The sequence below is a fragment of the Micromonospora sp. BL1 genome, assembly GCF_003667485.1.
In the GTDB taxonomy this organism is placed as follows: Bacteria; Actinomycetota; Actinomycetes; order Mycobacteriales; family Micromonosporaceae; genus Micromonospora; species Micromonospora tulbaghiae.
In genome coordinates this window covers 25907-49804 of the sequence record NZ_RCVK01000388.1, presented here as the reverse complement: position 1 = coordinate 49804, position 23898 = coordinate 25907, and the positions used below count along the sequence as shown (strand labels likewise).

Below are 23898 nucleotides of genomic sequence, written 5' to 3'. Positions count from 1 at the left end.
CAGAAGCGCGGGTCAGGTCAGGGGGTGGGGAGGGAGCGGTACCAGGTCTTCTCGGTGCCGGCCAGGCTGAACGTCTGCCTCTGGTCGGTGTGCTCGACCACCACCAGGCCGGGACGGTCGACCAGACGCGTCGTGCCGGGCGGGGCGGAGAACGAGGCGTCCCGGGTACGCCAGGACAGCACCGCCAGCGGCCGGCCCGGCATCGGCAGGTGGTACGCCTGAAGCGTGGTGGACCGGTCGGCGGGGGACACCACCGGAGTTCCGCCGTCGGCCGGACGGTAGACCACCGCCGTCATCGTCCCGGCCGGCGTCTCCCAGCTGAGCTGCTCCAACTCGCCCGGCTCGCCCTCGCCGAGAGCCACCGAACCGAGCGACCGCGTCGCGATCTTCGCCATCGGCCAGGACTCCGGCGCGGAACGGGGCGCCTCGCGGTCGCCGATGCGGCGCGGCACGCTGCCGAACGGACCCCGTTCACCGGCCAGCACGCAGGTGTCCAGTCCGGTCAGCGCGCGCTTCCCGGCGCCCGTCTCGTCGCGTACCAGGGGATAGCGGGGCGCTTCGGTGGCCGTACCCAGGTCGAGGACGCGGTCCGCGGCCCGGCCGCGCGGCAGCGACGGCGTGGACCGCAGCGTCGCGGTCAGTTCGACGGCCCGGCAGGCCGGTACGGCGACCGGGTCGGTGACGCCGTCGGTGCTGCCGAGCACCTTGCCGTCGGGTCCGGTCAGGCGCTCGACGCGGGCCGAGGTGAGGTAGCGGCGGCCGGCCGGCTCCCGCACCGGCAGCACGTCGGAGTAGACCAGGTAACCGGGGTCGGTGTACTCGGTGGCGTGGACGACCCGCCAGCGCTGCCCGTCCCGGTCGAGTTGCAGCAGCCAGGACGCGGCCTCGCCGGGCACGTCGGCGGCGACGAGTGCGAGCGCCGACCCGGCGACCTGACCGGAGAAGAGGATGCCGGATGTGGGCACGTGCACCCGGTCGTCCACCGGGGAGCGCCAGTCGCGTACCGCTGTGGTGATCGCGGCGGTGGCCTCGGCGTCGCGGGCCAGGCTGCCGCGCGGCGGCCACACCGCGAGCGTGCCGTCCAGACTGTCGTAGCCGACCCGCAGGTCCGCCGGCTGCCGTTCGGCGACCGGTCCGCATCCGACCGTGACCAGCAGCAGAGCTGCCAGCGCGGTGCCCGTCGTAGCGCCTCGGCGGGCTGAAAGCACCCTGATCCCCTCGCCGGTCGTCGGTCGGAAGCCCACATGGTACGAGACGGCCGGTCACCCGGCCGCGCCCGGCTCACCCTTTCGGCCGATCGCCCACTGCGGAACGTGACGGGCGATTCGGGTACCAATATCCGGCTCCGGTAGACTCCGCCGACTGTGACGCCTGCCGAGACCCGCGGCGCCTCGACGCCGGACGCCGCCGCCCCGACGGGCCACCGCGCCGTCACCCTGGACCCACCACCGCTCACCGTCGCCGACGCGCCGGAGCGGGCGGCCACGACCACGCCCGCGGCGCCGGCCGAGCCGGAGGCGCCGGCCACGCCGGGCGCGCGGCGCGCGCGCCGGTGGCGGTGGACCCGCCGCCGGATCGACCTCACGGTGTACAGCGGATTCCTGCTCGCCGCGATCTGGGTCACCAGCGGCATCTGGGTCGACCCGGCCGGGCGGGTGGCCGCGCTCTACAGCAGTGACCCGGCGCAGGTGCAGTTCTTCCTGGCCCACTCGGTGCGGGTGGTGCTGCACGGCGAGTTCCCGTTCTTCACCGAGCAGTTCAACTACCCCGACGGCGTCAACCTGATGGCGAACACCGCCATCCTGGCGCTGGGCATCCCGATGGTGCCGGTGACCCTCCTGTTCGGACCGGCGGTCTCCTTCGTCACGCTGGTCACGCTCGGCCTCGCCGGCACCGCCGCCGCCTGGTACCGGGTGCTGTCCCGGCACCTGATCCGGCACCGCCCGGCCGCCGCCGTGGCGGCCTGGTTCTGCGGGTTCTCACCGGCCATGCTGTCGCACGCCAACTGGCACCCGAACATCATCAGCCAGTTCCTGCTGCCGTTCATCGTGTGGCGGGTGCTGGTGCTGACCCGGTCGGCCCGGCCGGTCCGCGACGGCGTGCTGCTGGCGCTGCTGGTCACCGCGCAGGCGTTCATCAACGAGGAGATCCTCCTCTTCACCGCGCTGGCGCTGGGCGTGTTCCTGATCGCCGTGGTGGTGCAGCAGCGCGAGCGGTGGGCGACCGCGTGGCGGCCGCTCGGCGCCGGGCTCGCGGTGTGCGCGGTGCTGGCCGGGGCGCTGCTGGCGTACCCGCTGTGGGTGCAGTTCGCCGGGCCGATGGCGTACCACGGGCTCAGCGACGCGGTGCGCGACTACGGCAACGACATCGCCGCCTTCTTCGCGCCCGGCTCGCCCACGTTCGGCGGCAACGAACGCGCCAACGTCAACCTCGCTCCGAACTACTCGGAGGAGAACGCGTTCTTCGGCTGGAGCCTGTCGCTGCTGGTCGTGGGCATCGTGGTGTGGCTGCGGCGGGACGTGATCGTCCGCGCGCTCGCCGCCACCGGGCTGTTCTTCGCCGTGCTCTCCCTCGGCGAGCGGATCTCCTGGTGGGACCGGGAGATCGCCACCGGCCCGTGGGAGCTGCTGGTACGGCTGCCGCTGCTCGACGCCGTGGTGCCGACCCGCTTCGGCCTGATCACCGGCGTGACGGTGGCGATCCTGCTCGCGTACGCGGTGCGCCGCGCCTGGGCGCTGCGCGGCGTGGACCGGCGTACCGCCCGCAGGCTCACCGCCGCGGGCCTGGTCCTCGCGCTGCTGCCGATCGCGCCGATGCCGTTGCAGGTGACCACGCGGGAGCCGGTGCCGGAGTTCATCACCGCCGACCGGTGGCGCAAGTACGTCGGGCCGGACCAGACGCTCGTGTCCGTGCCGGTGCCCGCGATGGGCAACACCGACCCGATGCGCTGGGCGGCCAGCACCAACCTCGACTTCAAGATTCCCGGCGGCTACTTCCTCGCGCCGCGCAACGGCGTCACCGGCGACCCCGGACGCTTCGGCGGCCGGCCCAGCGGCATCGGCGAGATGCTGCGGGAGGTATCGTCCACCGGCCGTACGCCGAAGCTGGACGATCGGCAGCGCCGTCGCTACCTGGACGAGCTGCGGCACTGGAACGCGGCGGTGGTGGTGCTGCCGCGCGACGAGCAGAACGCCGAGCCGCTGCGCCGAACCGTGGAGCAGTTGGTCGGCCCCGGACGGCAGGAGCTGGACGTGTGGCTGTGGGACGTGCGGAAACTGACCAGCCGGTCCGCCTGACCGAACCGGCGGTCCCCGCCGCCGCGCCCCGCCGCCGCCGGCCCCGCCCGGTCGACGTGCTGGTGGTGGCCGGCTACCTCGGTCTGGCCGTGCTGCTCACCACCGGCCAGTGGCGCCGGCCGGAACGGCTGTTCCACCAGGCCGGCGACCAGATGCTGTTCGAGTGGATGCTGGCCCGGGCCGCCCGCGCGGTCACCGGCGGCGAGAACCCGCTGTGGAGCGGCGCGTTGAACGCCCCGGACGGGGTGAACCTGATGGCGAACACGTCGGTGCTCGGGCTGGGCGTGCCGCTCACCCCGGTCACCGTGGTCTTCGGCTCCCAGGCGGCCTTCCTCGTCGCCGTGACGCTCAGCCTCGCCGGCACCGCCACCGCCTGGTACGCGCTGCTCGCCCGCCGGCTGGTCCGCTCCCGGGCCGCCGCCGCGGTGGGTGGCCTGTTCTGCGGCTTCGCCCCGGGCATGGTGGCGCAGGCCGGGGCGCACCTGCACATGGCCGCCCAGTTCCTGGTGCCGGTGATCCTCGCGCTGGTGTTCCGCCCGGCCACCGACCGGGTTCGCCGCGACGGCGTGCTGCTCGGGCTCGCGGTCGCGTACCAGGTGTTCCTCGGCGAGGAGGTGCTGGTCTTCCTGGCGCTCGCCGCCGGGGTGTTCGCCGGGGCGTACGCGTTCGCCGACCGGGCCGCCGCGCGTCGCCTGGCGCCGGTGGTGGCCCGCCGGCTGGGCGTCGGCGCGCTGGTGGCGGGCGTGCTGCTGGCGTACCCGCTGTGGTTCCAGTTCGCCGGGCCGGGCCACTACCGGGGCATGCCGTTCCACACCGAGGGCTACCGTCTGGACGTGGTCTCGTTCGCCGCCACCGCCCGGCAGACGGTCGCCGGGGACGCCCACCGGGCCGGGCTGCTGTCACCGAACCCGACCGAGCAGAACTCGTTCTTCGGTCCGTTCCTGCCGCTGCTGGCCGTACTCGTGGTGGTGCGGCTGTGGCGGCGGCCGCTGGTGCGCGCGCTCGCCGCGTGCGGCCTGCTGTTCGCGCTGCTGTCACTCGGTTCCCCGGTGGTGGTGAACCGGCACGACACCGGGCTGCCCGGCCCGTACCGCCTGCTCGCCGGGGTGCCGCTGCTGGACCTGGTGGTGCCGGCGCGGTTCGCGCTGGTCTGCGTACCGGTGCTCGGGGTGCTGCTCGCGCTGGCCCTGGACCGGGTCCGGCGCGGCGGCGTGCGCACCTGGGCGCCGTGGGCCGGCGCGGTCGCCGCCGCGCTGCTGCCGCTGGCGCCGACGCCGATCCGCGCGGTGCCGGTCCCGCCGGTCCCGGCCGTGGTGTCCGGCGGCGGCTGGCGGGAGTACGTGCCGGCGGGCCGGACGCTGGTGCCGGTGCCGCCGGTGACCGGCGCGGCGGTCAGCCCCGCCATGTTCTGGTCGGCGCGCACCGCGCTGGCGTTCGACGCGCCGGGCGGCTACTTCATCGGCCCGCGGTCGGCCACCGACCCGGCCGCCCGCTGGGGCGCGCCGGACCGGCCCACGTCGCTGCTGCTGCGCCGGGCCGCCGAGACCGGCCGGGTGCCGCCGGTCGGTGAGACGGAACGCCGGCAGGCGGTCGACGACCTGCGGCACTGGCGGGCGGCGGCCCTGGTGCAGGGCGACTCGTCACCCGGTGACCCGGTCCGCGCCACAGTGGACGCGCTGGTCGGCCCCGGCCGGGACGTGCCCGGCGGATACCTGTGGGACGTCCGGCCGCTCGTCGGCTGACCGGCGGGGTCACACCCGGTCGCGGACGTCCCAGATCCACACGTCGTCCACCCGCTGCGGCGGGCCGAGCAGCTCGGCCATCAGGTCGCGCAGCACCGCCTCGCGCGGGCCGGCCCCGAGCACCACCACCGAGGCCCGCCAGAAGCGCAGGTCGTCCACGGCCTGGCGGCGGTTCTCCTCGGTGATCTCCGGCACCTCGTTGGCGTCCATCGTGGCGTAGATGAGCGTGCTGGTGGGGCGGTTCGGGGCGCCGAAGACGCCCTCGCCGCGCTCGTTCGGGCCGATGAAGTAGCCACCCGGGACCGGGAACTCGTGCCGGGTCAGCGCGCTCCAGCGCAGCGTGTGCAGCCCGTGCACGTTGCTCGGGATCGGCACCGGCACGAGCGTGCGGCCCTCCGGCACGTACGGCCGCCAGCCGCCGGCGGTGATGAAGTGCGGCGGCGGGTCGATCCGCTCGGCCGGCAGCGGACGCGGGATCAGCGGCACCACGGCGGCGGCGATGGCGACCAGCCCGGCCAGGCGCAGCACCCGGCGGCGCGTGTCGCGCGCGGCCGGCTCGCCGTCCGCGTCGTCCCCGCCGTCGTCGGCGCCGGAGCGGGGGGCGGGCACCGGCGGGCGGCCGGCACCGGCGAGCGCGTCCCACGCCAGGGCGAGCAGCACGCCGACGGCGGCCACCACGACCAGGCTCAACCGGGTCGGCATCATCATCTCGACCAGCGGCAGGTCGTCCGGCACGTACGCCCACGGCCCGTCGATGTCGGTCTCCGTGCCGTTGAACCGTACGACCGGGCCGATCGAGGCGATCGTGAACACGACCACCAGCACGGCCAGGATCCGGGCCGGCACCGAGCGGCGGACGAGCAGCACCAGCGCGGCCAGCGCCACCAGCACCAGCGGCCAGCCGAACCAGGTGTTCTGCTCGGTCAGGCCGATGGTCTTCTCCACCGCCTCGTCACCGGCGATCGTGTCCCGGGCGAACGTGACGAACGCGACCAGGTCCTCGCCCCAGTTGTGGAAGACGCCGCCCTGCAAGCCGCGGTAGGACTGCGGGCCGTTGAACTGGAACCAGATCGGGTACGCGGTCAGCAGCAGCGCCAGGCCGCCGCCGAGACCGAGCGCGGCCACGAACGACCCGGCCCGCTCGCGGGCCGCGCGGGGCCGCTGCACCACGAACGCCACCACGACGACCAGGCAGGCCAGCGCGGTCAGCAGCAGCATCTCCTCGTTGATGAAGATCTGGTACGCGACCAGCAACCCGAGCGCCAACCCGTTGCGCCGCCAGCGGCCCGGCTCACCCAGCCGCAGCACCCGGGCCACGATCAGCGGCAGCAGGAAGTTCGACACGAAGTTGGGCTGCCCGTTGGCGTGGTGCACGATGCCCGGCGCGAAACCGAGGAACGCGCCTCCGACGAACGCCGCGCCCCGCGAGCGGACCAGGTGCCGGGACAGCACCCAGTACGACGTGGCGGCGGTCGCGGACAGCGCGGCGCCCAGGTAGAGCGCGTACATCACCTGCGGGCCGAGCAGCAGCGTCAGCGGCGCCAGCGGCAACGTCACCCCGAGCAGCGAGGTGTTCGCCATCATGTTCACCCCGTCCGGCGCGTTCTGCCGGGTGGTGAACAGCGGGTTCTCCAGGTGCTGCACCGAGTACGCGCCGTGCGCGAACAGCCATTCGAACCAGCTGTGGTCGGTGGGCAGGTGTGAGGAGACCCGGTGCTCCACGTCGCCCCAGTAGTTGAGGCAGACGAGAACGCCGAGGAGCACATAGGCTCCGATGGCCAGCACGTCGGCGCGGGCCGGCCGGCGGCGGGCGCGGCGTGGCGGGTCGGCCACGACGGCGTCCGCCTCGACGGACGAGGGGTTCAACGAGGGGTCCACCACGGGCACGGCCACGACGCGCCATCGTACAGGCGGTTCGTCACGCGGCCGGTCACGGTCGGGCGGCGGCCCGGCGCGCGGGAGAGGATGGTCGTGACCGTCATCGATCTGGGGGAGATGCGCGACGACGCCTCACCCGGTCCGGCGCCCCGCCCGCCGCGCGCCGTCGGGCGACCGTTCCGCCTTCTCGCGGTGCTGCTGGTGGCGCTGCTCACCCTCACCGCCGCGACGCCGCCCCGACGCCCGGCGGAGTGGACGCTGCCCGGCGGGCTGGGATCGGCCGTGTTCGTCTCCGGTGACGTGGTGTACGTGGTGCAACCGGACCGCGGAGGCACCGGCGGCGGGCGGGAACTCGTCGCGTACCGGGGCGACCGGGAGCGGTGGCGCAGTCGGCTGCCCGGCACCGGCGCCGCCGTGTCGGTGTGGGAGCAGGACGGCCGGGTGATCGTGGCGGGCCGGAGCGTCGACGACACGGACTGGCAGACGGTGACGTACGACGCGGCCACCGGCACGGACGTCTGGCACCGGCCCGGAATCGCGTTCGCGGTGGGCCGGGTGCTGCTGATCCAGTCGGCCACCTCCGACACCACGACGTCGATCATGGGGGTGGACCCGGCCGACGGCCGTACGGTGTGGACTGCGCCGATGACGGGCGTGCTGGGTTTCGACTTCGAGCCGACCGGGCCGGTGCGCATGGTGTTGTCCCCGATGACCGGGCAGACGGTCGTCGTGGACGCGCGCACCGGCGCGCGGCTCGTGGCCCGCGACCTGTACCCGGTGCGATCGCCCGGCCCGCGCCGGTTTCAGATCGCCAGCGGGCTGCTGCTGGAGTTCCGCGACGGAGACGGAGCCATCGAGGCGTACGACCTGGACACGCTCCGGCCGCGCTGGACCGTCGCGCGGAAGCTCGTCGGCCACGCCGAGAGTTGCGGCGCCCTGCTCTGCGCCGCCGGGCTGGCCGGCGGGACGACCGCGCTGGATCCGGTGAGTGGCGCCGTGCGCTGGAGCGTGGACCGGTGGGTGGGCGTGTCGGCGGAGCGTGGCGGCCGGCTGCTCGTCGGCGTCCCCGACACCGACCTCGACGCCGGCCTGGCGGTGCTGGACCAGGACGACGGGCGGGTGATCGCCGACCTCAGCGGCTGGACCCTGGTCCCGCAGCACGAGTCGGGCGGCCCGCTGCTGGCGACACGACCGCTGGGCGGCGGCCGCCGGCTCCTGGCCGATGTGGCCCTGTCCGGCGACCCGCCCTCGGTCCGGGGCACGTACACCGGCACCGACTGCACCACGGGCGTGACGCTGCTGGTCTGCCGCCGGCCCGGCGGCGACTACATGGTGCGGCGGTTGACGTGAGCCCGGTGATCGAGCTGGGGGAGATGCGGCACGGCGAGTCCGCCGACGAGCCGGACGACCGGCCGCCCCGCCGGCCGCCGGGCCGGACGGCACGGGTGGCGCTGCTCGGTGCTCTGGTGCTGCTCGTGGTCACCGCCGCCGCCGCGCCGCCGCGCCGGCCCGAGCCGATCCGGGTGCCCGCCCCGCAGGGTGCGGCGTTCGTGCTCCTGCCGGACCGGGTGGTGGTGGCCGACGGCCCCGGTGCGATCGGCCGGGGTGGGCGGGTGGTCGCCGCACACCGGCTGCCCGGCGGGCAACCGGTGTGGCGGTTCGCGCTGACCGCCGGTGACCACGTGCTCGACCTTACCGCCGTGGGCGGGGGACTGCTGGTGACGAGCAGCCCGGCCGGGGACGGCGACTCGGTGTCGGCCATGCTCGACGCGGCGACCGGCACGCTGCGCTGGCGGCACCCCGGCTACCCGGTCCGGACCGCGTCCGGCGGGTTGCTGCTGGAGAATCCCCGCCCGCCCGGTGCGGGCACCGTGCGGGCCGTGGACCCGGGCTCCGGCGCGGTGCGATGGACGCTGCCCGTGCCCGGTCAGGAGGTGGGATACCGTCACGACACCCACGGGGTGACGCAGCTCGTGCTGGTCACCCCGCAGGGCCGGGTAACCGTGTACGACGCGGACTCCGGCGCGGTCGCGCACACCGGTCAGGTGGCGCCCGCGGCCGATCGCGCCACCTACCGGTACGCGCAGGTGGTGGCCGATCTGCTGCTGGTCGAAGACGCCCGGGGCACCGTCACCGGGTACGGGCTGGACGGGCTCGACGAGCGGTGGAGCCTCCCGGTCGGCTCCCGCGCCGGGCTCTGGTTCGCCGACTGTGCCGGAATGGTGTGCCTGCGCGACCAGGTGGGCGGCGCGCAGGCCCTCGACCCGGCCACCGGCCGTCCGGCCTGGTCGGACGAGCGCTGGCTGGGCATGGGCCCGGTCGGCGACCGGCTCATCGCCGCCGAGCGCGGGGTCGGGGAGGAACTGGAACTGTCGGTGCTGGACCCGCCGACCGGCCGCGTGCTGGCCCGGCTCGGACGCTGGCGCGTCTCCGGCAACGGCCTGCAGTCCGGGCCGCTGATCGGACTGCGCACGCTCACCGAGGACCGGACGCTCGTCGGCGCGCTGGACGTGGCGGCCGGGCAGGTACGGATCCGGGGGATCCTGCCGGGCGCCTGGTCCGAGTGCGCGGACACGGGTACGGAACTGGTGTGCCTGCGCCCGACCGGGGGGATGGCAATCTGGCCGGTCGGCCGCTGATCACCAGTTGGCCTGCGCCGGTGGCGGCGGCAGCGGCGTCGACTCCGGCCGCAGCACGTACGCGATCCCGCCGCTGCCCGCCTGCCAGGCGCTCTCGAACGGCCCGCGCGGCACGGTGCGGCGGACCCGCTCGTCGTCCGGCGCGTACGGGTCGTTGAGCACCGGGTCGCCGTCGGCGGTGAAGCCGGCCAGCACCATGAGGTGTCCCCGGGTGTCGTAGTCCAGGCCGGGTACCTGACCGGCGGTGAACGCGGCCGAGACGATCAGCGGGATGCCGGCGGCCACGAACCGTTCCGCCTCGGCCAGCGAGCGCAGCCGGGTGACGAAGGCGTCCACCCCGTGCGTCGCCGCGTACGCCGTGTTGAACGGCCAGTTGCCCGGCCCGCCGAAGGCGTGGTCGTAGCAGTGCCGGGCGGCGTGCACCACCTGCGGTCGCGGGCCGGGCGGCGCCACCCAGGCGTACCGGTCCGGGGTGGGCCCGGCGCCCCAGAAGTCGAGCACCATCGACACGCAGGTGGGGCTGCACCAGGAGTCGCCGCCGCCACCCCAGCGGTTCTCCCCGGCGGCGTGCAGCCGCTGCGCGTACCGCGGCACGTCCAGCACCCGTCCCCACGCGCCCGCATCCCCGCCGCGGGCGGCCGTCGCGTCACCGGTCGCCGCGCTGCCGGTCGCCGCCCCGATGGCCGCCGCGCTGCCGGCGTCCGCGCTGGTCGCGTCCGCGCTGATCGTGTCCGCGCCGTCGGCCTGCGCGCCGCTGGGCGGGTCGGTCGAGGCGACCACGCCGAGCGTGTGCAGCACCGGGCCGGCGGGCGCGTCGAGCCGCCGCAACAGCGTCACCCGGACCTGCCAGCCGGTCACCGTCGCGCCGGTCACCCGCAGCGTGTCGGCGGCGACCCGCGCCCGGTCGTCCTCCTGCCCGGGTACCGACGCGCGGTGCACGGCACTGTCGTCGGCGGCCCAGTGGCCCAGCTCGTACCAGCCGGTGGCGGCCGTGTCGTCGGCCCAGCCGCGCAGCTCGACCCGTAGCCAGCAGCCGGGCGGGGTGTCGGCGGTCCAGGAGGGCACCAGCTCGGTGACGGCGAAGCCGACGGGCGTCACGGGGGAGGTCCAGGTGCCGGCGGCGTACTCGGCTGTGGTCCCGGAGTGCGGGTCGGTGTGCGTGACCCGGCCGGGATCGCCGTCGAGCGTCAGCCCGTCCGGCCCGGCGCGCAGCCCGTCCGCACGACCCCGGTCCCGGTCCGCCGGGAAGCGGAACCGGTGGTACGTGATGTCGCGGCCGCTCATCGGGAACCCGCCCGGCACGGCCGTGACCAGTGGCTGCTGCGCTTGTCGATCATCGCCGCCGAGCATCGCGTACCCGAAGGTTTTCTGCAACGGCGACCCGTGCCGCCGCACGCGGCGATCGGCCTGGCGGCCTGTCACCGACCGTAACCGCAGCCCGTCCGCGGCATGGTCACCCCCGCGCCCTTTGCTCTGCAGCCATCGGCGCACCGGTGACCTACGGCTACCGCTGCGCATGGGGCTGCAGAGCAAAGGGCGCGAAGGGGTATCTCCGCCGGCGGAGGCCGGTTCGGAGTCTTTGCTGGTCAGGGAGATATGGCCTGCTGGTCGTCCCGTTCGGGGGAGCGAACGACCACCACGGTGCGTGACGAAGTCGTGAATCGGCGCCAACGTCACGGTGAGTCACAACCCTGGGCTCCGGGCCGGGTGGGATGGCCCGAGCGCGCGCCAAGGGCGCTTCCCGGTGTGCGCTCGTCGACGGCCGTCTCGGGTGGATGGCTCCTCCGACGGCGGGTTTTGCCTGCCGCACTAGGTTGTCAGGGGTCACGAGGTGGGAGGCCGGGATGCGGGTACTGGTGGTCGAGGACGAGCGCAACCTCGCCGACGCGATCGCGCGCGGGCTGCGCAAGCGCGGGATGGCGGTCGACGTGGCCTACGACGGCGACGCCGGGCACGAGGCGGCGTTCGTCACCCGCTACGACGTGGTGATCCTGGACCGCGACCTGCCCGGCGTGCACGGCGACCGGATCTGCGCCGACCTGGCCGCCTCCGGCGCGCTGACCCGGGTGCTGATGCTGACCGCCAGCGGCACCGTCGCCGACCGGGTCGAAGGGCTGCAGCTCGGCGCCGACGACTACCTGGCCAAGCCGTTCGCGTTCGACGAGCTGGTCGCCCGCGTGCAGGCGCTCGGCCGCCGCGCCACCCCGGCCGCGCCGCCGGTGCTGGAGGTGGCCGACCTGGTGCTCGACCCGGCCCGCCGGGTGGTGAGCCGGGGCGGCGTGCCGCTCGACCTCACCAACAAGGAGTTCGGCGTGCTCGCCGAGCTGCTCAAGGCGCGCGGCGCCGTGGTCTCCAGCGAGGAGCTGCTGGAGCGGGTCTGGGACGCCAACACCGACCCGTTCACCACGATCGTCCGGGTCACCGTGATGACACTGCGCAAGAAGCTCGGCGAGCCGCCGCTCATCGACACCGTCGTGGGCGCGGGATACCGCATCGGCGGGGTACGGCAGTGAACGCGCGGAGTGCGCGCCGGGTGCGGCCGACGCTGCGGCTGCGGCTCACCCTGCTCAACGGCGTGCTGCTGGTCGGCGCCGGGGCGATCCTGGTGCTGCTCGCCTGGCTGCTGGTCCGCGACGCGCTGCGCCCCACCGACGAGCTGCTGCCCGGCACCACTGTGGTGCTCACCGACGGGCGCACGCTCGACGCCGGGCAGTGGCAGCGGCAACTGGTCGACGCCGCGTCACAGGAACTGCTGGTCAAGGGGCTGCTCGCGCTGCTGGCGATCAGCGTGGTCGGGGTGGCCGGGGCGTACCTGGTGGCCGGCCGGGCGCTGCGCCCGCTGCACCAGGTCACCGCCACCGCCCGCCGGCTCGGCGAGGCCACGCTCGACGAGCGGATCGGCTGGTCCGGCGCCGACGACGAGGTGGCCGAGCTGGCCGAGACGTTCGACGCCATGCTCGACCGGATCAGCGGCGCGTTCGAGGCGCAGAAGCGGTTCGTCGCGAACGCCTCGCACGAGCTGCGGACACCGCTGGCGGTGATGCGTACCGAAATCGACGTGACGCTCAGCGACGACGACGCCGACCTCGCCGAGTACCGCCGCATGGCCGGTGTGGTGCGCGACGCCTCCGAGCGCGCCAACGGCCTCGTCGACGCGCTGCTGGTGCTGGCGCGCAGCGAGGCGCAGACCGGACGGCGGCTCGCCCGGCGCGCCGAGTCGGACCTCGCCATCGGCACCGCGAACGCGCTGTCCGCCGTCTCCCGGGAGGTGGAGCGCATCGGCCTGAAGGTGCACACCTCGCTGCGCCCGGCGCCGGTGATCGGTGACCCCGGCCTGCTCGACCGGCTCGCCGGCAACCTGGTGGAGAACGCGGTCCGCTACAACCACCTGCACGGCCGGATCTGGGTCCGCACCGGCACCGACGGGGAACGGTCCTGGCTGGTGGTGGGGAACACCGGCTTCGAGGTCGCCCCGGCCGACGTACCCGGGCTGTTCGAGCCGTTCCGGCGCGGCGGCCAGGAACGCACCGGCGCGCGCGGCTCCGGTCTCGGCCTGTCGATCGTGCGGGCCGTCAGCGACGCGCACGGCGGCACGGTCAAGGCGGTCGCCCAGCCCGGCGGCGGCCTGGAGGTGACAGTCACGCTTCCGTCGGCCGACCCGCCGGCGTCCACCTGACCGCCCACGTCACGCCGACCAGGCGGTGAGGTGGCCTCACCTTTTCGTGCGGGCGGCCTCGGCTGTCCTGCCCGGACCCGACGGTGGTCGGCCGCGGCGGCCCGGTGGTCGGGCAGAATGCGCCGCTCCCGCTGGACGCGGAGGCGTGGATCAACGGAGAGTGAGCGCAGCGACGCCTCACCCTGCTCACCCACCGGAGCTGCCCGTGACCCACCCCTCGGCCCCGCGCCGCCGCCGTCTTCTCGCGGTCCTCACCGCCGGCGCCCTCACCGTCGCCGGACTCTCCCCGGCCACGCCCGCGTCGGCCAACGCCGCGCCCGGCCACGACAAAGTGGTCCACACCGTCCCCTCCGCCGCCTCGCCCGACGTCCAGGACGGCTCGGTCGACGCGATCCACGACGCCGGTACGAAGATCATCGCGGGCGGCTCGTTCACCCGGGTGCAGAACCGCAACTCCGACGTCGACATCCCCCGTGACTACCTGCTCGCCTTCGACAAGGCGACCGGGCAGGTGGACACCGCGTTCGCGCCCACGCTCGACAACGAGGTGACGGCCGTCGTCGGCGGTCCCACGGCGGGCACCGTCTTCGTCGCCGGCAAGTTCAACACCGTCAACGGCGTGACCCGGCGCAAGGTGGCCCTGCTCGACGTCGCCACCGGCGCTGTCGTCACCAGCTTCGCGCCGCCGGCGTTCAACGGGCTGATCAAGGACATCGCGCTGGTCGGCGACCGGCTGCTGGTGGGCGGCATCTTCACCACGGCCGGCAACCCCAACCCGCGCGGCGGGCTCGCCTCGCTCAACGCCACCACCGGCGCGGTCGACGGCTACCTCACCACGACGCTGACCGAGAACCACAACTGGGACGGCGTCAGCGGCGCCAAGGCCGGCGTGGGCGCGGAGAAGCTGGCGGTATCCCCGGACGGCACGCAGCTCGTCGTCATCGGCAACTTCAAGAAGGCCGACGGGGTCCTGCACGACCAGATCGTCAAGCTCGACCTGGGCGCCACCGCCGCCACCGTCGCGGACTGGAACACCGCCCGGTACACGCCGCGCTGCAAGTGGCAGTCGTTCGACTCGTACGTCCGCGACGTCGCGTTCTCCCCGGACAACAGCTACTTCGTGGTGGTCACCACCGGCGCCCCGTACAGCGGCACGCTCTGCGACACCGCGGCCCGCTGGGAGGCCGGCGCGACCGGCTCCGCTCTCCAGCCGACCTGGGTCGACTACAGCGGCGGCGACACGTTCCTGTCCGTCGGCATCAGCGAGCAGGCGGTCTACGTCGGCGGTCACCTCCGCTGGCTGAACAACACCACGGGCACCGACAACGCCCGGGCCGGTGCGGTCGGCCGGGCCAGCATCGCCGCGCTCGACCCGGTCAACGGCCTGCCGCTGTCCTGGAACCCGGGCCGGCACCCGCGCGGCATCGGCGCGTCCGAGATGCTCGTCACCGAGTCCGGGCTCTGGATCGGCGGCGACACGCTCTGGATCGGCAACTTCCAGTACCGGCGGGAGCGGATCGCGTTCTTCCCGCTCGCCGGCGGCAAGGCTCCGCACCCGACCACCACGGCGACGCTGCCCGGCAACGTCTACCAGGCCGGCCTGCCGAAGCCGACGAACGTGCTGCACCGGGTGAACGCCGGCGGCCCGCTGGTCGCCGCCACCGACGGCGGGCCGGACTGGGCGGCCGACACCAGCTCCAGCCCCAGCCCGTACCACAACACCGGCAGCTCGACCTCCAGCTTCAATACGGTCGGCAGCCTGGACGCGACGGTGCCGGCCGGCACCCCGGCCGCGCTCTACAGCGACGAACGGTACGACCCGGCCGGCGGCGCGGAGATGCTCTGGCAGTTCCCCGTGCCCACCGGCACCGAGGTGCACGTGCGGCTTTACCTGGCCAACCGGTACGACGGCACCTCCGCCCCGAACACCCGCGTCTTCGACGTGGCGCTGGACGGCACCGTCGTCCTCGACGACCTGGACCTGTCCGCCAGCGTCGGGCACAACGTGGGCACCATGCGGGAGTTCACGGTGACCAGCGACGGCACCGTCGACATCGAGTTCCGCCACGTCAAGGAGAACCCGCTCGTCGACGCCGTCGAGATCGTCAAGACCGGGCCTCCGCCGGCCGGTACCGGCGAGGAGGTGCAGGTCCGCTCGTACGACGGCCTGACCGGCGTCGGCGCGCCCAGCCCGGTGGCGAACCCGGACGAGACCGTGTGGTCCGCCACGCGTAACGCGTTCTGGGTCGGCGGGACGTTGTTCTACGGCGCCGAGGGCGCGCTGTGGCGGCGGACGTTCGACGGCACCACGTTCGGCACGCCCGAACTGGTGGACCCGTACCACGACCCGTACTGGGACACCGTGGTGACCAACTCCGGTCCGGCCGGGCAGACGTACGTCGGCGCGACCACCGGCTTCTACGCCGAGATCCCGAACGTGACCGGCATGTTCTACACCGGCGGGCGGCTCTACTACTCGCTGTCCGGGCAGAACGGCCTGTTCTGGCGCTGGTTCACGCCGGACAGCGGTGTGGTCGGCGCCGACCGGTTCTCCGTGTCCGGGGCGAGCGGTTTCGCCGACGCGGGCGCGCTCTTCGTGGCCGGCTCCACGCTCTACAAGGTGAACCGGAGCACCGGCGACCTGTCCGCCGTCGACTGGGTGAACGGTGCTCCGTCGGGGGCGTTCACGGTGCGCAGCGGCCCGGCGGTCGACGGCGTCGACTGGCGCGCCAAGGCGGTCTTCGTCGGCCCGTGACGCGGCAGTGCCCGCCGGCCCGGTCCCGCAACCGCGGGCCGGGCCGGCGGCTTGTTCCGGCCGGCCGTCGATGGCATGATCATCGGGTCAGCCCGAGAGGTGGAAGGGGGTGTGGTCGATGTCCGTCGTGAACCGTCCCGCGCCCCGCGTTCCCCGCTGACGTTCCCACTCCGTCGGGGCGCGCTCCCCACAGGAGGAAGCACCATGAGTGCACAGATCCACTGCGTGACCGTCGAATCCGACGACCCGTACACCCTGGCCGTCTGGTGGGCCCGCGTGCTCGACCGCCGGCTCGCCGACGACGACCACCCGGGCGACCCGGAGGCGGTCCTGGCCGCACCCGGCGGGCACGGCCCCGACCTGCTGTTCGTCGAGGTGGGCGAGCGGCACGGCAAGGGCGCGTTCCATCTCGACCTGCACGCGGCCGAGGGCACCCGGGACGAGGAGGTGGCGCGGCTGCGTGAGCTGGGCGCCACGCTGGTGGCCGACCGGCGCCGGCCGGACGGGATCGGCTGGGTGGTGCTGGCCGACCCCGAGGGCAACGAGTTCTGCGTCTGCCGGAGCCCCGCCGAACGGGCCGCGTCCGCCTGATCCGGAAACGACACCGGGCCCCCGCCGTGACGGCGGGGGCCCGGTGCGTGACGGGTGTCAGTCCTGCTTCTCGATCTCGCCGCGCATCGTCACGAACTCCGACTGGAGCTCGGCCGCGGACTTGAAGTAGACCACCACCATGCCGAGGCTGCCCCGGTCGACCCAGATGCAGACGGCCACCGGCACGTCCGACGCCTTGCCGTCGGAGCACTTGGCGTCGCCGCCGAGCGGGCCCGCGTCGACCGTCTTGAAGTCCTTGGTGGCCAGGTCCGGGGTGACCGCCGCGGTGGCGTCGGCCAGCTCCTTCTTCGGGTCCGCCATGAGGCCGGACACCGCGACGATCATGACCAGGTCCTTCTTGGCCGGGTCGCCGTAGAAGGCGCCGACAGTGCTGGTCGCGTCCGGCACGTCCTTGCTGAGCTCGGACTTCATCTGCGCCGCGGCGGACTGCAGCTGCGGGTCGGTGACCTTCGCCCGGCCGCCGAGCGTCTGCGGCTCGACCACCCGGGTCTTGGTGGCGGTGACCACCTCGTCGACGGTGTCCTTCGTGGCGAAGTAGGCGGCGACACCGCCGCCGACGCAGAGCACCAGGACCACGGCGAGGACGATCAGCAGGATCTTGCCGACGCCGGACTTCTTCTTCGGCGGGACCGGCGCACCGAGCTGGCCGCCGTACTGCGGTTGCTGCGGAGTCTGCGGGTAGTCACCGCCGTACTGCGGCTGCTGCGGCGGCTGGTAGCCACCGGGCTGTTGCTGGGGGGAGGGGTAGTTGCCGGAGTAGGGACTGGACGGCGGCTGGGACATGTAGGCAGCTCCTGTGAGAAAACTGGACGCGTGATCGTAGCCAGCACCACCGACAGCCCGCTGTCCCGACAAGGGACGACGACGGAAAACCGCGACCTACCCGTGACCTGGGCCGCAGACGCCGATCGCGGTGGCCGGACCGTCCGGAACGGACAGCCCGACCACCGCGATCGATGCGTTGCGGCCGGTCAGCGCAGGCTTGCCACGCCTCGCGGCAGGAACCGCTTGCCGGTCACCCGCTCGGAGGTGCCGGTCCGGTCCAGGTACGGCGTGACGCCGCCCAGGTGGAACGGCCAGCCGGCGCCGAGGATCATGCACAGGTCGATGTCCTGCGCCTCGGCGACGACGCCCTCGTCGAGCATGAGCCGGATCTCCTGCGCCAGCGCGTCCAGCGCGTTCTGCCGGACCTGCTCGGCGGTCAGCGGCTCGTCACCGACCACGAGCAGCTTCGCCACCTCGTCGTTGATCTGGTCGTCGACCACGATCGGCTGACCCGAGTCGGCGATCCGCTTGAGGTTCTCGCTGACCCCGAACCGGTCCGGGAACGCCTCGTGCAGGGTGCCGCCGACGTGGTACGCCACGGCCGGCCCGACGAGCTGCAGCAGCGCCAGCGGACGCATCGGCAGGCCCAGCGGGTCCAGCGCGCTGTTCGCCACGTCCAGCGGGGTGCCCTGGTCGACGGCGGCGAACACGGTGCCGAGGAAGCGGGTCAGCAGCCGGTTCACCACGAACGCCGGGGCGTCCTTCACCAGCACCGACGACTTCTTGAGCTGCTTGCCGACCGCGAACGCGGTGGCCAGCGTGGCGTCGTCGGTCCGCTCACCGCGGACGATCTCCAGCAGCGGCAGCACCGCGACCGGGTTGAAGAAGTGGAAGCCGACCACCCGCTCCGGGTGCTCCAGCTCGGCGGCCATCTCGGTGATGGACAGCGAGCTGGTGTTGGTGGCGAGCACCGCCTCCGGCTTGACGATCTTCTCCAGCTCGGCCCAGACCTGCTTCTTGACGCCCAGGTCCTCGAACACGGCCTCGATGACGAAGTCGGCGTCGGCGAAGACGGACTTGTCGACCGAGCCGGACACCAGGCCGTACAGCTTGGCCGCGGTGCCCTTGTCCATCCGGCCCTTGCTGACGGCCTTCTCGATCTGGGTGTGCACGTAGCCGACGCCCTTGTCCACCCGGGACTGATCCAGGTCGGTCATCACGACCGGCACCTGGAGCCGCCGGGCGAACAGCAGCGCGAGCTGGCTGGCCATCAGGCCGGCGCCGACGATGCCCACCTTGGTGACCGGACGGGCCAGGCCCTTGTCCGGCGCGCCGGCCGGGCGCTTGGCCCGCCGCTGCACCAGGTCGAAGGCGTACAGTCCGCTGCGCAGCTCCTCGGAGAAGATCAGGCCCGCGAGGGCCTCGTCCTCCGCCGCGGTGCCGGTGGCGAAGTCGGCGTCCTTCGCCGTCTCCAGCAGGTCCAGCGCCTTGTACGCGGACGGGACCGCGCCGTGCAGCCGCTGGTCCAGGGTCTGCCGGGCGAAGTAGAGCACGCCCGCCCACATGTCCTTGTCGACCTCGGGACGGGTCACGGTGACCTCGCCCCGGACCACGCCGGCGGCCCACTCCAGCGACCGCTCCAGGAAGTCGGCCGGCTCCAGCAGCACGTCCGCGATGCCCATCTCGGCGGCCTGCTTCGGCTTGAGCATCTTGTTCTGCATCAGCGGGTTCTGGATGATCACCTGCGTCGCGGCCGGGATGCCGATCAGGTTCGGCAGCAGCTGCGTACCGCCCCAGCCGGGGATCAGGCCGAGCGAGACCTCGGGCAGCGCCAGGGCCGCCGCGCCCGCCGACAGGGTCCGGTAGTGGCAGTGCAGCGCCAGCTCCAGGCCGCCGCCCATCGCCGCGCCGTTGACGAACGCGAAGGTGGGGACGCCGCTGTCCTTGAGCCGGGCGAAGACCCGGTGGCCCAGCCGCCCGATCTCCAGCGCCTGCTCGCGGTTCTCCAGCGCGGGCAGGCTGGTGATGTCCGCGCCCACGCAGAAGATGTACGGCTTACCGGTGACCGCGATGAACGCCGGCTCGGCCGCCAGCGCGGCGGTGATCGCCTCGTCCAGGCTGGTCAGGCCGGCCGGGCCGAAGGTGTTCGGCTTGGTGTGGTCGAAGCCGTTGTCCAGGGTGATGAGGGCGGCGGGCCGGTCCAGCCCGGGTACGGCCACCTGGCGCAGCAGCGCCTTGGTGACGACCTCGTTCGGTGCGGCGAGGCTCACTTGTCTCCACCCTCCCAGTGCGGGTTCTCCCAGATCACGGTGCCGCCCATGCCGATGCCGATGCACATGGCGGTGAGGCCGTAGCGGACCTCGGGGTGCTCGGCGAACTGGCGGGCGAGCTGGGTCATCAGCCGGACGCCGGAGGACGCGAGCGGGTGACCGATGGCGATCGCGCCGCCCCACGGGTTGACCCGCGGGTCGTCGTCGGCGATGCCGAAGTGGTCGAGGAAGGCGAGCACCTGCACCGCGAACGCCTCGTTCAGCTCGAACAGGCCGATGTCGTCGATGCTCAGGCCGGCGATGCGCAGCGCCTTCTCGGTCGACGGGATCGGGCCGACGCCCATCACCTCGGGCTCGACGCCGACGAAGCCGAACGACACCAGGCGCATGCCGACCGGCAGGCCCAGCTCGCGGGCGGTCTCCTCGGCCACCAGCAGCGCGGCGGTGGCGCCGTCGTTCAGGCCGGCCGCGTTACCGGCGGTGACCTTGCCGTGCGGCCGGAACGGGGTCTTCAGGCCGGCCAGCTTCTCCATCGAGGTGTCCCGGGGTGCCTCGTCCACGCTGGCCAGGCCCCAGCCCGCCTCCGGGTCGCGGACCGCCACCGGCACCAGGTCGCCCTGGAGCTTGCCGTTGGCGTACGCCTTCGCGGTCTTCTGCTGCGACGCCAGCGCGAACGCGTCGGTGCGCTCCTTGGTGATGTGCGGGACCCGGTCGTGCAGGTTCTCCGCGGTGGAGCCCATCACCAGGGCGGACGGGTCGACGAGCTTCTCCGCGACGATGCGCGGGTTGGGGTCGACGCCCTCGCCCATCGGGTGGCGGCCCATGTGCTCGACGCCGCCGGCGATCGCCACGTCGTACGCGCCCATGGCGATGCCGCTGGCCACTGTGGTGACAGCGGTCATCGCGCCGGCGCACATCCGGTCGATGGCGAAGCCGGGCACGGTCTTGGGCAGGCCGGCCAGCAGGGCGGCGGTGCGGCCGATGGTCAGGCCCTGGTCACCGATCTGGGTGGTGGCGGCGATGGCCACCTCCTCCACCTTCTCCGGCGGCAGTTGCGGATTGCGGCGCATCAGCTCGCGGATGCAGCGGATCACCAGATCGTCGGCGCGGGTGTTGGCGTACATCCCACCCGCCTTGCCGAACGGGGTACGGACGCCGTCGACGAAGACGACATCCCGGACTTCACGGGGCACTTGGAGCCTCCCTCGGCACGGGCATTTCCCCGGATGCTACTCGCCAGTAACCAAACGTGGCACCACCCCCCGCGTGGCCCACCTCACACCTGCCACCGACGTTACTGCTGGGGGGTGCGCAGCGCCTCGGTAAGAGCGGGCAGCAGCAGACCGATCTGCCACTCGCGGGCACCGAACCCGCGCAGCGTCTCCGCGACCGTCTCGTCGGTGATCTCCGCGGGCGGCTGCCACGCCAGCCGGCGGATCGAGTCCGGCGCGATCAGGTTCTCCGCCGGCAGGCGGTGCGCCCCGGCGGTGCCGACCACCACCTCCCGGGCGCGGGCCAGCCGGCCGGCCGCCACCGGGTCGCGTTCGGCCCACCGGTGCGGCGGAGGCGGCCCCTCCACCGTCGGGCTCACCGGCAGCGCGTCGTCCGGCAACTGGCGCGCGTCGTCCAGCGCCGCCAGCCAGGTACGCGCCAGCCGGCGCACCGACCGCCCACCGAACCCGGGCAGCGTGAGCAGCGTCTTCTCGTCCTTCGGGTCCAGCTCGGCGGCGGCCACGATGGCCGAGTCGGGCAGCACCCGGCCCGGCGCGGCGTCCCGGCGGGCGGCGATCTGGTCCCGCGCGTACCAGAGGGAACGCACCCGGGCCTGGGCGCGCGCGCCGCGCACCCGGTGGATGCCGGACGTGCGCCGCCACGGCTCGGCGCGGACGCGCGGCGGACGGGCGCCGTTGCGCACGAGCGCGTCGAACTCCTCCGCCGCCCAGCCGGACTTGCCCTGCCGCTGCAACTCCTCGTCCAGCGCGTCGCGCAGGTCCACGAGCAGCTCCACGTCGAGCGCCGCGTACGTCAGCCAGGACTCCGGCAGCGGCCGGCTGGACCAGTCGGCGGCGGAGTGGTGCTTCTCCAGGCTGAACCCGAGCAGCTGTTCGGTCAGCGCGGCCAGGCCGACCCGCTCGAACCCGGCCAGCCGGGCGGCCAGTTCGGTGTCGAACAACCGGCGCGGGCGCAGACCTACCTCGGCCAGGCAGGCGAGATCCTGGCTGGCCGCGTGCAGCACCCACTCGGTCTCGGCGATCGCCGCGTCCAGGGCGGACAGGTCGGGCAGCGGCAGCGGGTCGATGAGCGCGGTGCCGGAGCCGCCGCGGCGCAGCTGCACCAGATAGGCGCGCTGGCTGTAGCGGTAGCCGGAGGCGCGTTCGGCGTCCAGGGCCACCGGGCCGGTGCCGGCCGCGAAGCGGGCCACGACCTCGTCCAACTCGGCAGGTGTGGCCACCGGGGCGGGCGTGCCGTCGCGCGGCGCGGTCAGGGGGACGGCCGCGCCCGGGTCGGTCTCGGTCCCCGCGTCCGCCGGCTCCGGCAGGGCCGACGTCGGATCGGCGGACGCCTCTCCGGTACGGCTTTCGGCGGCCCGACGGCGCAGGGGTGGTTCGTCGGTCACCTGACAACCCTAGTAGGCCGGACGATCCGGTGTGCGCAGCCGGTCGGGCGCGTGTCGGCGCGACGGCCGTCAGGTGACCGGAAAGGTGCGGGTTGCGGGGCCGTGAGAGGGTCGGACAAGGGGGAAGACAAAGCCCGTTCCCGCCGGTACGGTCCATCGAGCCGCGAACGGCGTACGGGCCGTGCCACAGCGGTCGGGGGGCGTCGGCGGAAGCCGACGGGGAGGACGGTCGAGCATGACAGGCGGGTACGGAACCGGCGACGACGTGCCGGGGCAGGCCGGCGGCGACACGGCGGCCGACCGGCCGGGGCCGCTGCCGCCGCGCTTCGCCCCGCCCGCCGGCTCGGCCCCGGTGCCGTTCGCCGGTGGATCCGAGTGGAGCGGCACGCCCGGCTACCCGGTGTCCTCGGCTCGGGCCGCCGTCCAGCCGCCGTCCTACGGCACCACACCTTCCCAGCCGGGCCAGTCGTCCTACGGCGCCGCGCCGGCCCAGCCGTCGTCCTACGGCGCCGTACCGGCGCAGACCTCCCGGTCCGCCGCTCCGGCGTACCCGGGTCAGCCGGCCGCGTCGCCGTCGTATCCGGGACAGCCGGTCTCCGCGACGCCGTCGTATCCGGGCGGGGCGGGGCCGTCGTCGTACCCGGACCGGCAGCCCGCGCCGTCGTATCCGGGCCCGTCCGGCAGCGGCCCGTCGTACCCGGGCCCGCCCGTGTCCGCGCCCGCCTATCCGGGCCAGCCGGTGTCCGGGCCGTCGCAGCCGGGCCCCGCGTACCCGGGTCAGCCCGCCCCCCTGGGCGGCCCGGCCGGCCCGGCGTCCCGGCGCAGCCGGGTGGCGGTGGTGGCGCTGGCCCTGGCCGCCGTACTGACAGTGGTCACCGGCGTGCAGGCGTACCAGATCTACCGGCTCGACGACCGGCTCGCCGCCGCCGACAAGCGGATGGCCGAGGGGCAGGGCGCGGACGCCAGCCGGCTCGACGGCCTGGAGCAGCGCGCCGGCAGCCTGGAGAAGCAGGCCGACGCGGCCTTCAACCCGGAGGCGGTGGCCAGCGCGGTGCTGCCGAGCGTGTTCCGGGTGCGGGCCGGGCAGTTCACCGGTACCGCGTTCGCCGTCGGCAAGGCGCCGTCGGGCGGCGGCACCACGCTGCTGACGAACTTCCACGTGGTCGAGGCGGTCTTCACCGCCGGTGAGCGCAAGGTGTTCCTGGAGCGCAAGGACCAGCGGTTCGAGGCGACCATCATCGCCACCGACAAGGACAAGGACCTGGCGCAGCTCCGGACCACCGCCAAGTTCACCGGGCTGGTCGCGGCCGGCGCCCCGGTGCGGTCCGGCCAGCAGATCATCGTGGTCGGCGCGCCGCTCGGGTTGCAGGACAGCGTCACCACGGGCGTGGTCAGCGCGTTCCGTGAGGACGAGCGCGGCGGCGGCCCGGTGATCCAGTTCGACGCGCCGATCAACCCGGGCAACTCCGGCGGCCCGGTGATCAACGGTTCGAAGGAGGTCGTCGGCATCGCCACGGCCAAGGCCCGTAACGCCGAGGGCATCGGGCTCGCCGTGCCGATCAAGACCGCCTGCGACCGGTTCCGGCTCTGCTGACCGGTGGCCACACCGGCCCGGCCGCACCGCATCGACCCCGGCCCATCGGGCCAC

At 74.1% G+C, this 23898-nt stretch carries 16 protein-coding genes; 9 read left to right on the top strand and 7 right to left on the bottom strand.

Annotated elements, in window-relative coordinates:
- Window positions 1–17 precede the first annotated feature (17 nt).
- Complete coding sequence (locus EAD96_RS28830; RefSeq protein WP_120573903.1) at window positions 18–1208, bottom strand: hypothetical protein; 1191 nt, start codon at window positions 1206–1208, stop codon at window positions 18–20.
- Between the two features lie 156 nt (window positions 1209–1364).
- Here EAD96_RS28830 and EAD96_RS28825 point away from each other — a divergent pair, with 156 nt between their 5' ends.
- Both EAD96_RS28825 and EAD96_RS28820 read left to right on the top strand, forming a co-directional pair.
- On the top strand, window positions 1365–3296 hold the full coding sequence (locus tag EAD96_RS28825; RefSeq protein ID WP_121686456.1) for a hypothetical protein: 1932 nt from the start codon (window positions 1365–1367) through the stop codon (window positions 3294–3296).
- Window positions 3254–5038, top strand: a complete 1785-nt coding sequence (locus tag EAD96_RS28820; protein ID WP_121686455.1) for a hypothetical protein — start codon at window positions 3254–3256, stop codon at window positions 5036–5038. Before EAD96_RS28825 ends, EAD96_RS28820 begins: the two co-directional genes overlap by 43 nt.
- Before the next feature lie 9 nt (window positions 5039–5047).
- Here EAD96_RS28820 and EAD96_RS28815 read toward each other — a convergent pair whose 3' ends face one another.
- On the bottom strand, window positions 5048–6904 hold the full coding sequence (locus EAD96_RS28815; protein ID WP_233586212.1) for a hypothetical protein: 1857 nt from the start codon (window positions 6902–6904) through the stop codon (window positions 5048–5050).
- 105 nt (window positions 6905–7009) lie between these two features.
- On the opposite strand from EAD96_RS28815, the gene EAD96_RS28810 reads away from it, so the two are divergent.
- A complete protein-coding gene (locus EAD96_RS28810) occupies window positions 7010–8266 on the top strand; it encodes a PQQ-binding-like beta-propeller repeat protein (RefSeq protein ID WP_121686459.1) in 1257 nt (418 codons plus the stop codon).
- On the top strand, window positions 8263–9555 hold the full coding sequence (locus tag EAD96_RS28805; protein ID WP_121686453.1) for a PQQ-binding-like beta-propeller repeat protein: 1293 nt from the start codon (window positions 8263–8265) through the stop codon (window positions 9553–9555). Before EAD96_RS28810 ends, EAD96_RS28805 begins: the two co-directional genes overlap by 4 nt.
- Here EAD96_RS28805 and EAD96_RS28800 read toward each other — a convergent pair whose 3' ends face one another.
- The gene (locus EAD96_RS28800) at window positions 9556–10929 is read right to left on the bottom strand and encodes a peptidase C39 family protein (RefSeq protein ID WP_233586210.1); all 1374 of its coding nucleotides are present in this window, start codon (window positions 10927–10929) and stop codon (window positions 9556–9558) included.
- A gap of 470 nt (window positions 10930–11399) precedes the next feature.
- Between EAD96_RS28800 and EAD96_RS28795 the strand changes: the two genes are divergently transcribed.
- The 4 genes from EAD96_RS28795 (at window position 11400) to EAD96_RS28780 (ending at window position 16577) form a co-directional block, all read left to right on the top strand.
- On the top strand, window positions 11400–12068 hold the full coding sequence (locus EAD96_RS28795) for a response regulator transcription factor (RefSeq protein WP_120571010.1): 669 nt from the start codon (window positions 11400–11402) through the stop codon (window positions 12066–12068).
- Window positions 12069–12088: 20 nt separating this feature from the next.
- Window positions 12089–13231, top strand: a complete 1143-nt coding sequence (locus EAD96_RS28790; protein ID WP_120573901.1) for a cell wall metabolism sensor histidine kinase WalK — start codon at window positions 12089–12091, stop codon at window positions 13229–13231.
- Window positions 13232–13436: 205 nt separating this feature from the next.
- Window positions 13437–15986 (top strand): malectin domain-containing carbohydrate-binding protein, encoded by a 2550-nt coding sequence (locus EAD96_RS28785; RefSeq protein WP_121686451.1) that lies wholly within the window; start codon window positions 13437–13439, stop codon window positions 15984–15986.
- A 204-nt stretch (window positions 15987–16190) separates the two neighbouring features.
- Complete coding sequence (locus EAD96_RS28780; RefSeq protein WP_121686450.1) at window positions 16191–16577, top strand: VOC family protein; 387 nt, start codon at window positions 16191–16193, stop codon at window positions 16575–16577.
- A gap of 57 nt (window positions 16578–16634) precedes the next feature.
- On the opposite strand, the gene EAD96_RS28775 is transcribed toward EAD96_RS28780, so the two are convergent.
- The 4 genes from EAD96_RS28775 to EAD96_RS28760 all read right to left on the bottom strand — a co-directional run bounded on the left by EAD96_RS28775 (window position 16635) and on the right by EAD96_RS28760 (window position 22250).
- On the bottom strand, window positions 16635–17381 hold the full coding sequence (locus EAD96_RS28775; protein WP_121686449.1) for a hypothetical protein: 747 nt from the start codon (window positions 17379–17381) through the stop codon (window positions 16635–16637).
- Window positions 17382–17569: 188 nt separating this feature from the next.
- The gene (locus tag EAD96_RS28770; RefSeq protein WP_120571006.1) at window positions 17570–19633 is read right to left on the bottom strand and encodes a 3-hydroxyacyl-CoA dehydrogenase NAD-binding domain-containing protein; all 2064 of its coding nucleotides are present in this window, start codon (window positions 19631–19633) and stop codon (window positions 17570–17572) included.
- Window positions 19630–20826 (bottom strand): thiolase family protein, encoded by a 1197-nt coding sequence (locus tag EAD96_RS28765; protein WP_091420004.1) that lies wholly within the window; start codon window positions 20824–20826, stop codon window positions 19630–19632. The genes EAD96_RS28770 and EAD96_RS28765 overlap by 4 nt, the downstream gene beginning before the upstream one ends.
- A 101-nt stretch (window positions 20827–20927) precedes the next feature.
- Window positions 20928–22250 carry a ribonuclease D gene (locus EAD96_RS28760; protein WP_121686448.1) on the bottom strand — a complete coding sequence of 441 codons (1323 nt, stop codon included), beginning with the start codon at window positions 22248–22250 and terminating at the stop codon, window positions 20928–20930.
- 235 nt (window positions 22251–22485) lie between these two features.
- On the opposite strand from EAD96_RS28760, the gene EAD96_RS28755 reads away from it, so the two are divergent.
- Window positions 22486–23844, top strand: a complete 1359-nt coding sequence (locus EAD96_RS28755) for a trypsin-like peptidase domain-containing protein (RefSeq protein WP_121686447.1) — start codon at window positions 22486–22488, stop codon at window positions 23842–23844.
- Window positions 23845–23898: the final 54 nt, after the last annotated feature.

Coding starts and splice junctions, on each gene's coding strand:
- EAD96_RS28795 (WP_120571010.1), top strand. CDS start 11,400: ATGCGGGTACTGGTGGTCGAGGACGAGCGCAACCTCGCCGACGCGATC.
- EAD96_RS28780 (WP_121686450.1), top strand. CDS start 16,191: ATGAGTGCACAGATCCACTGCGTGACCGTCGAATCCGACGACCCGTAC.
- EAD96_RS28775 (WP_121686449.1), bottom strand. CDS start 17,381: ATGTCCCAGCCGCCGTCCAGTCCCTACTCCGGCAACTACCCCTCCCCC.
- EAD96_RS28755 (WP_121686447.1), top strand. CDS start 22,486: ATGACAGGCGGGTACGGAACCGGCGACGACGTGCCGGGGCAGGCCGGC.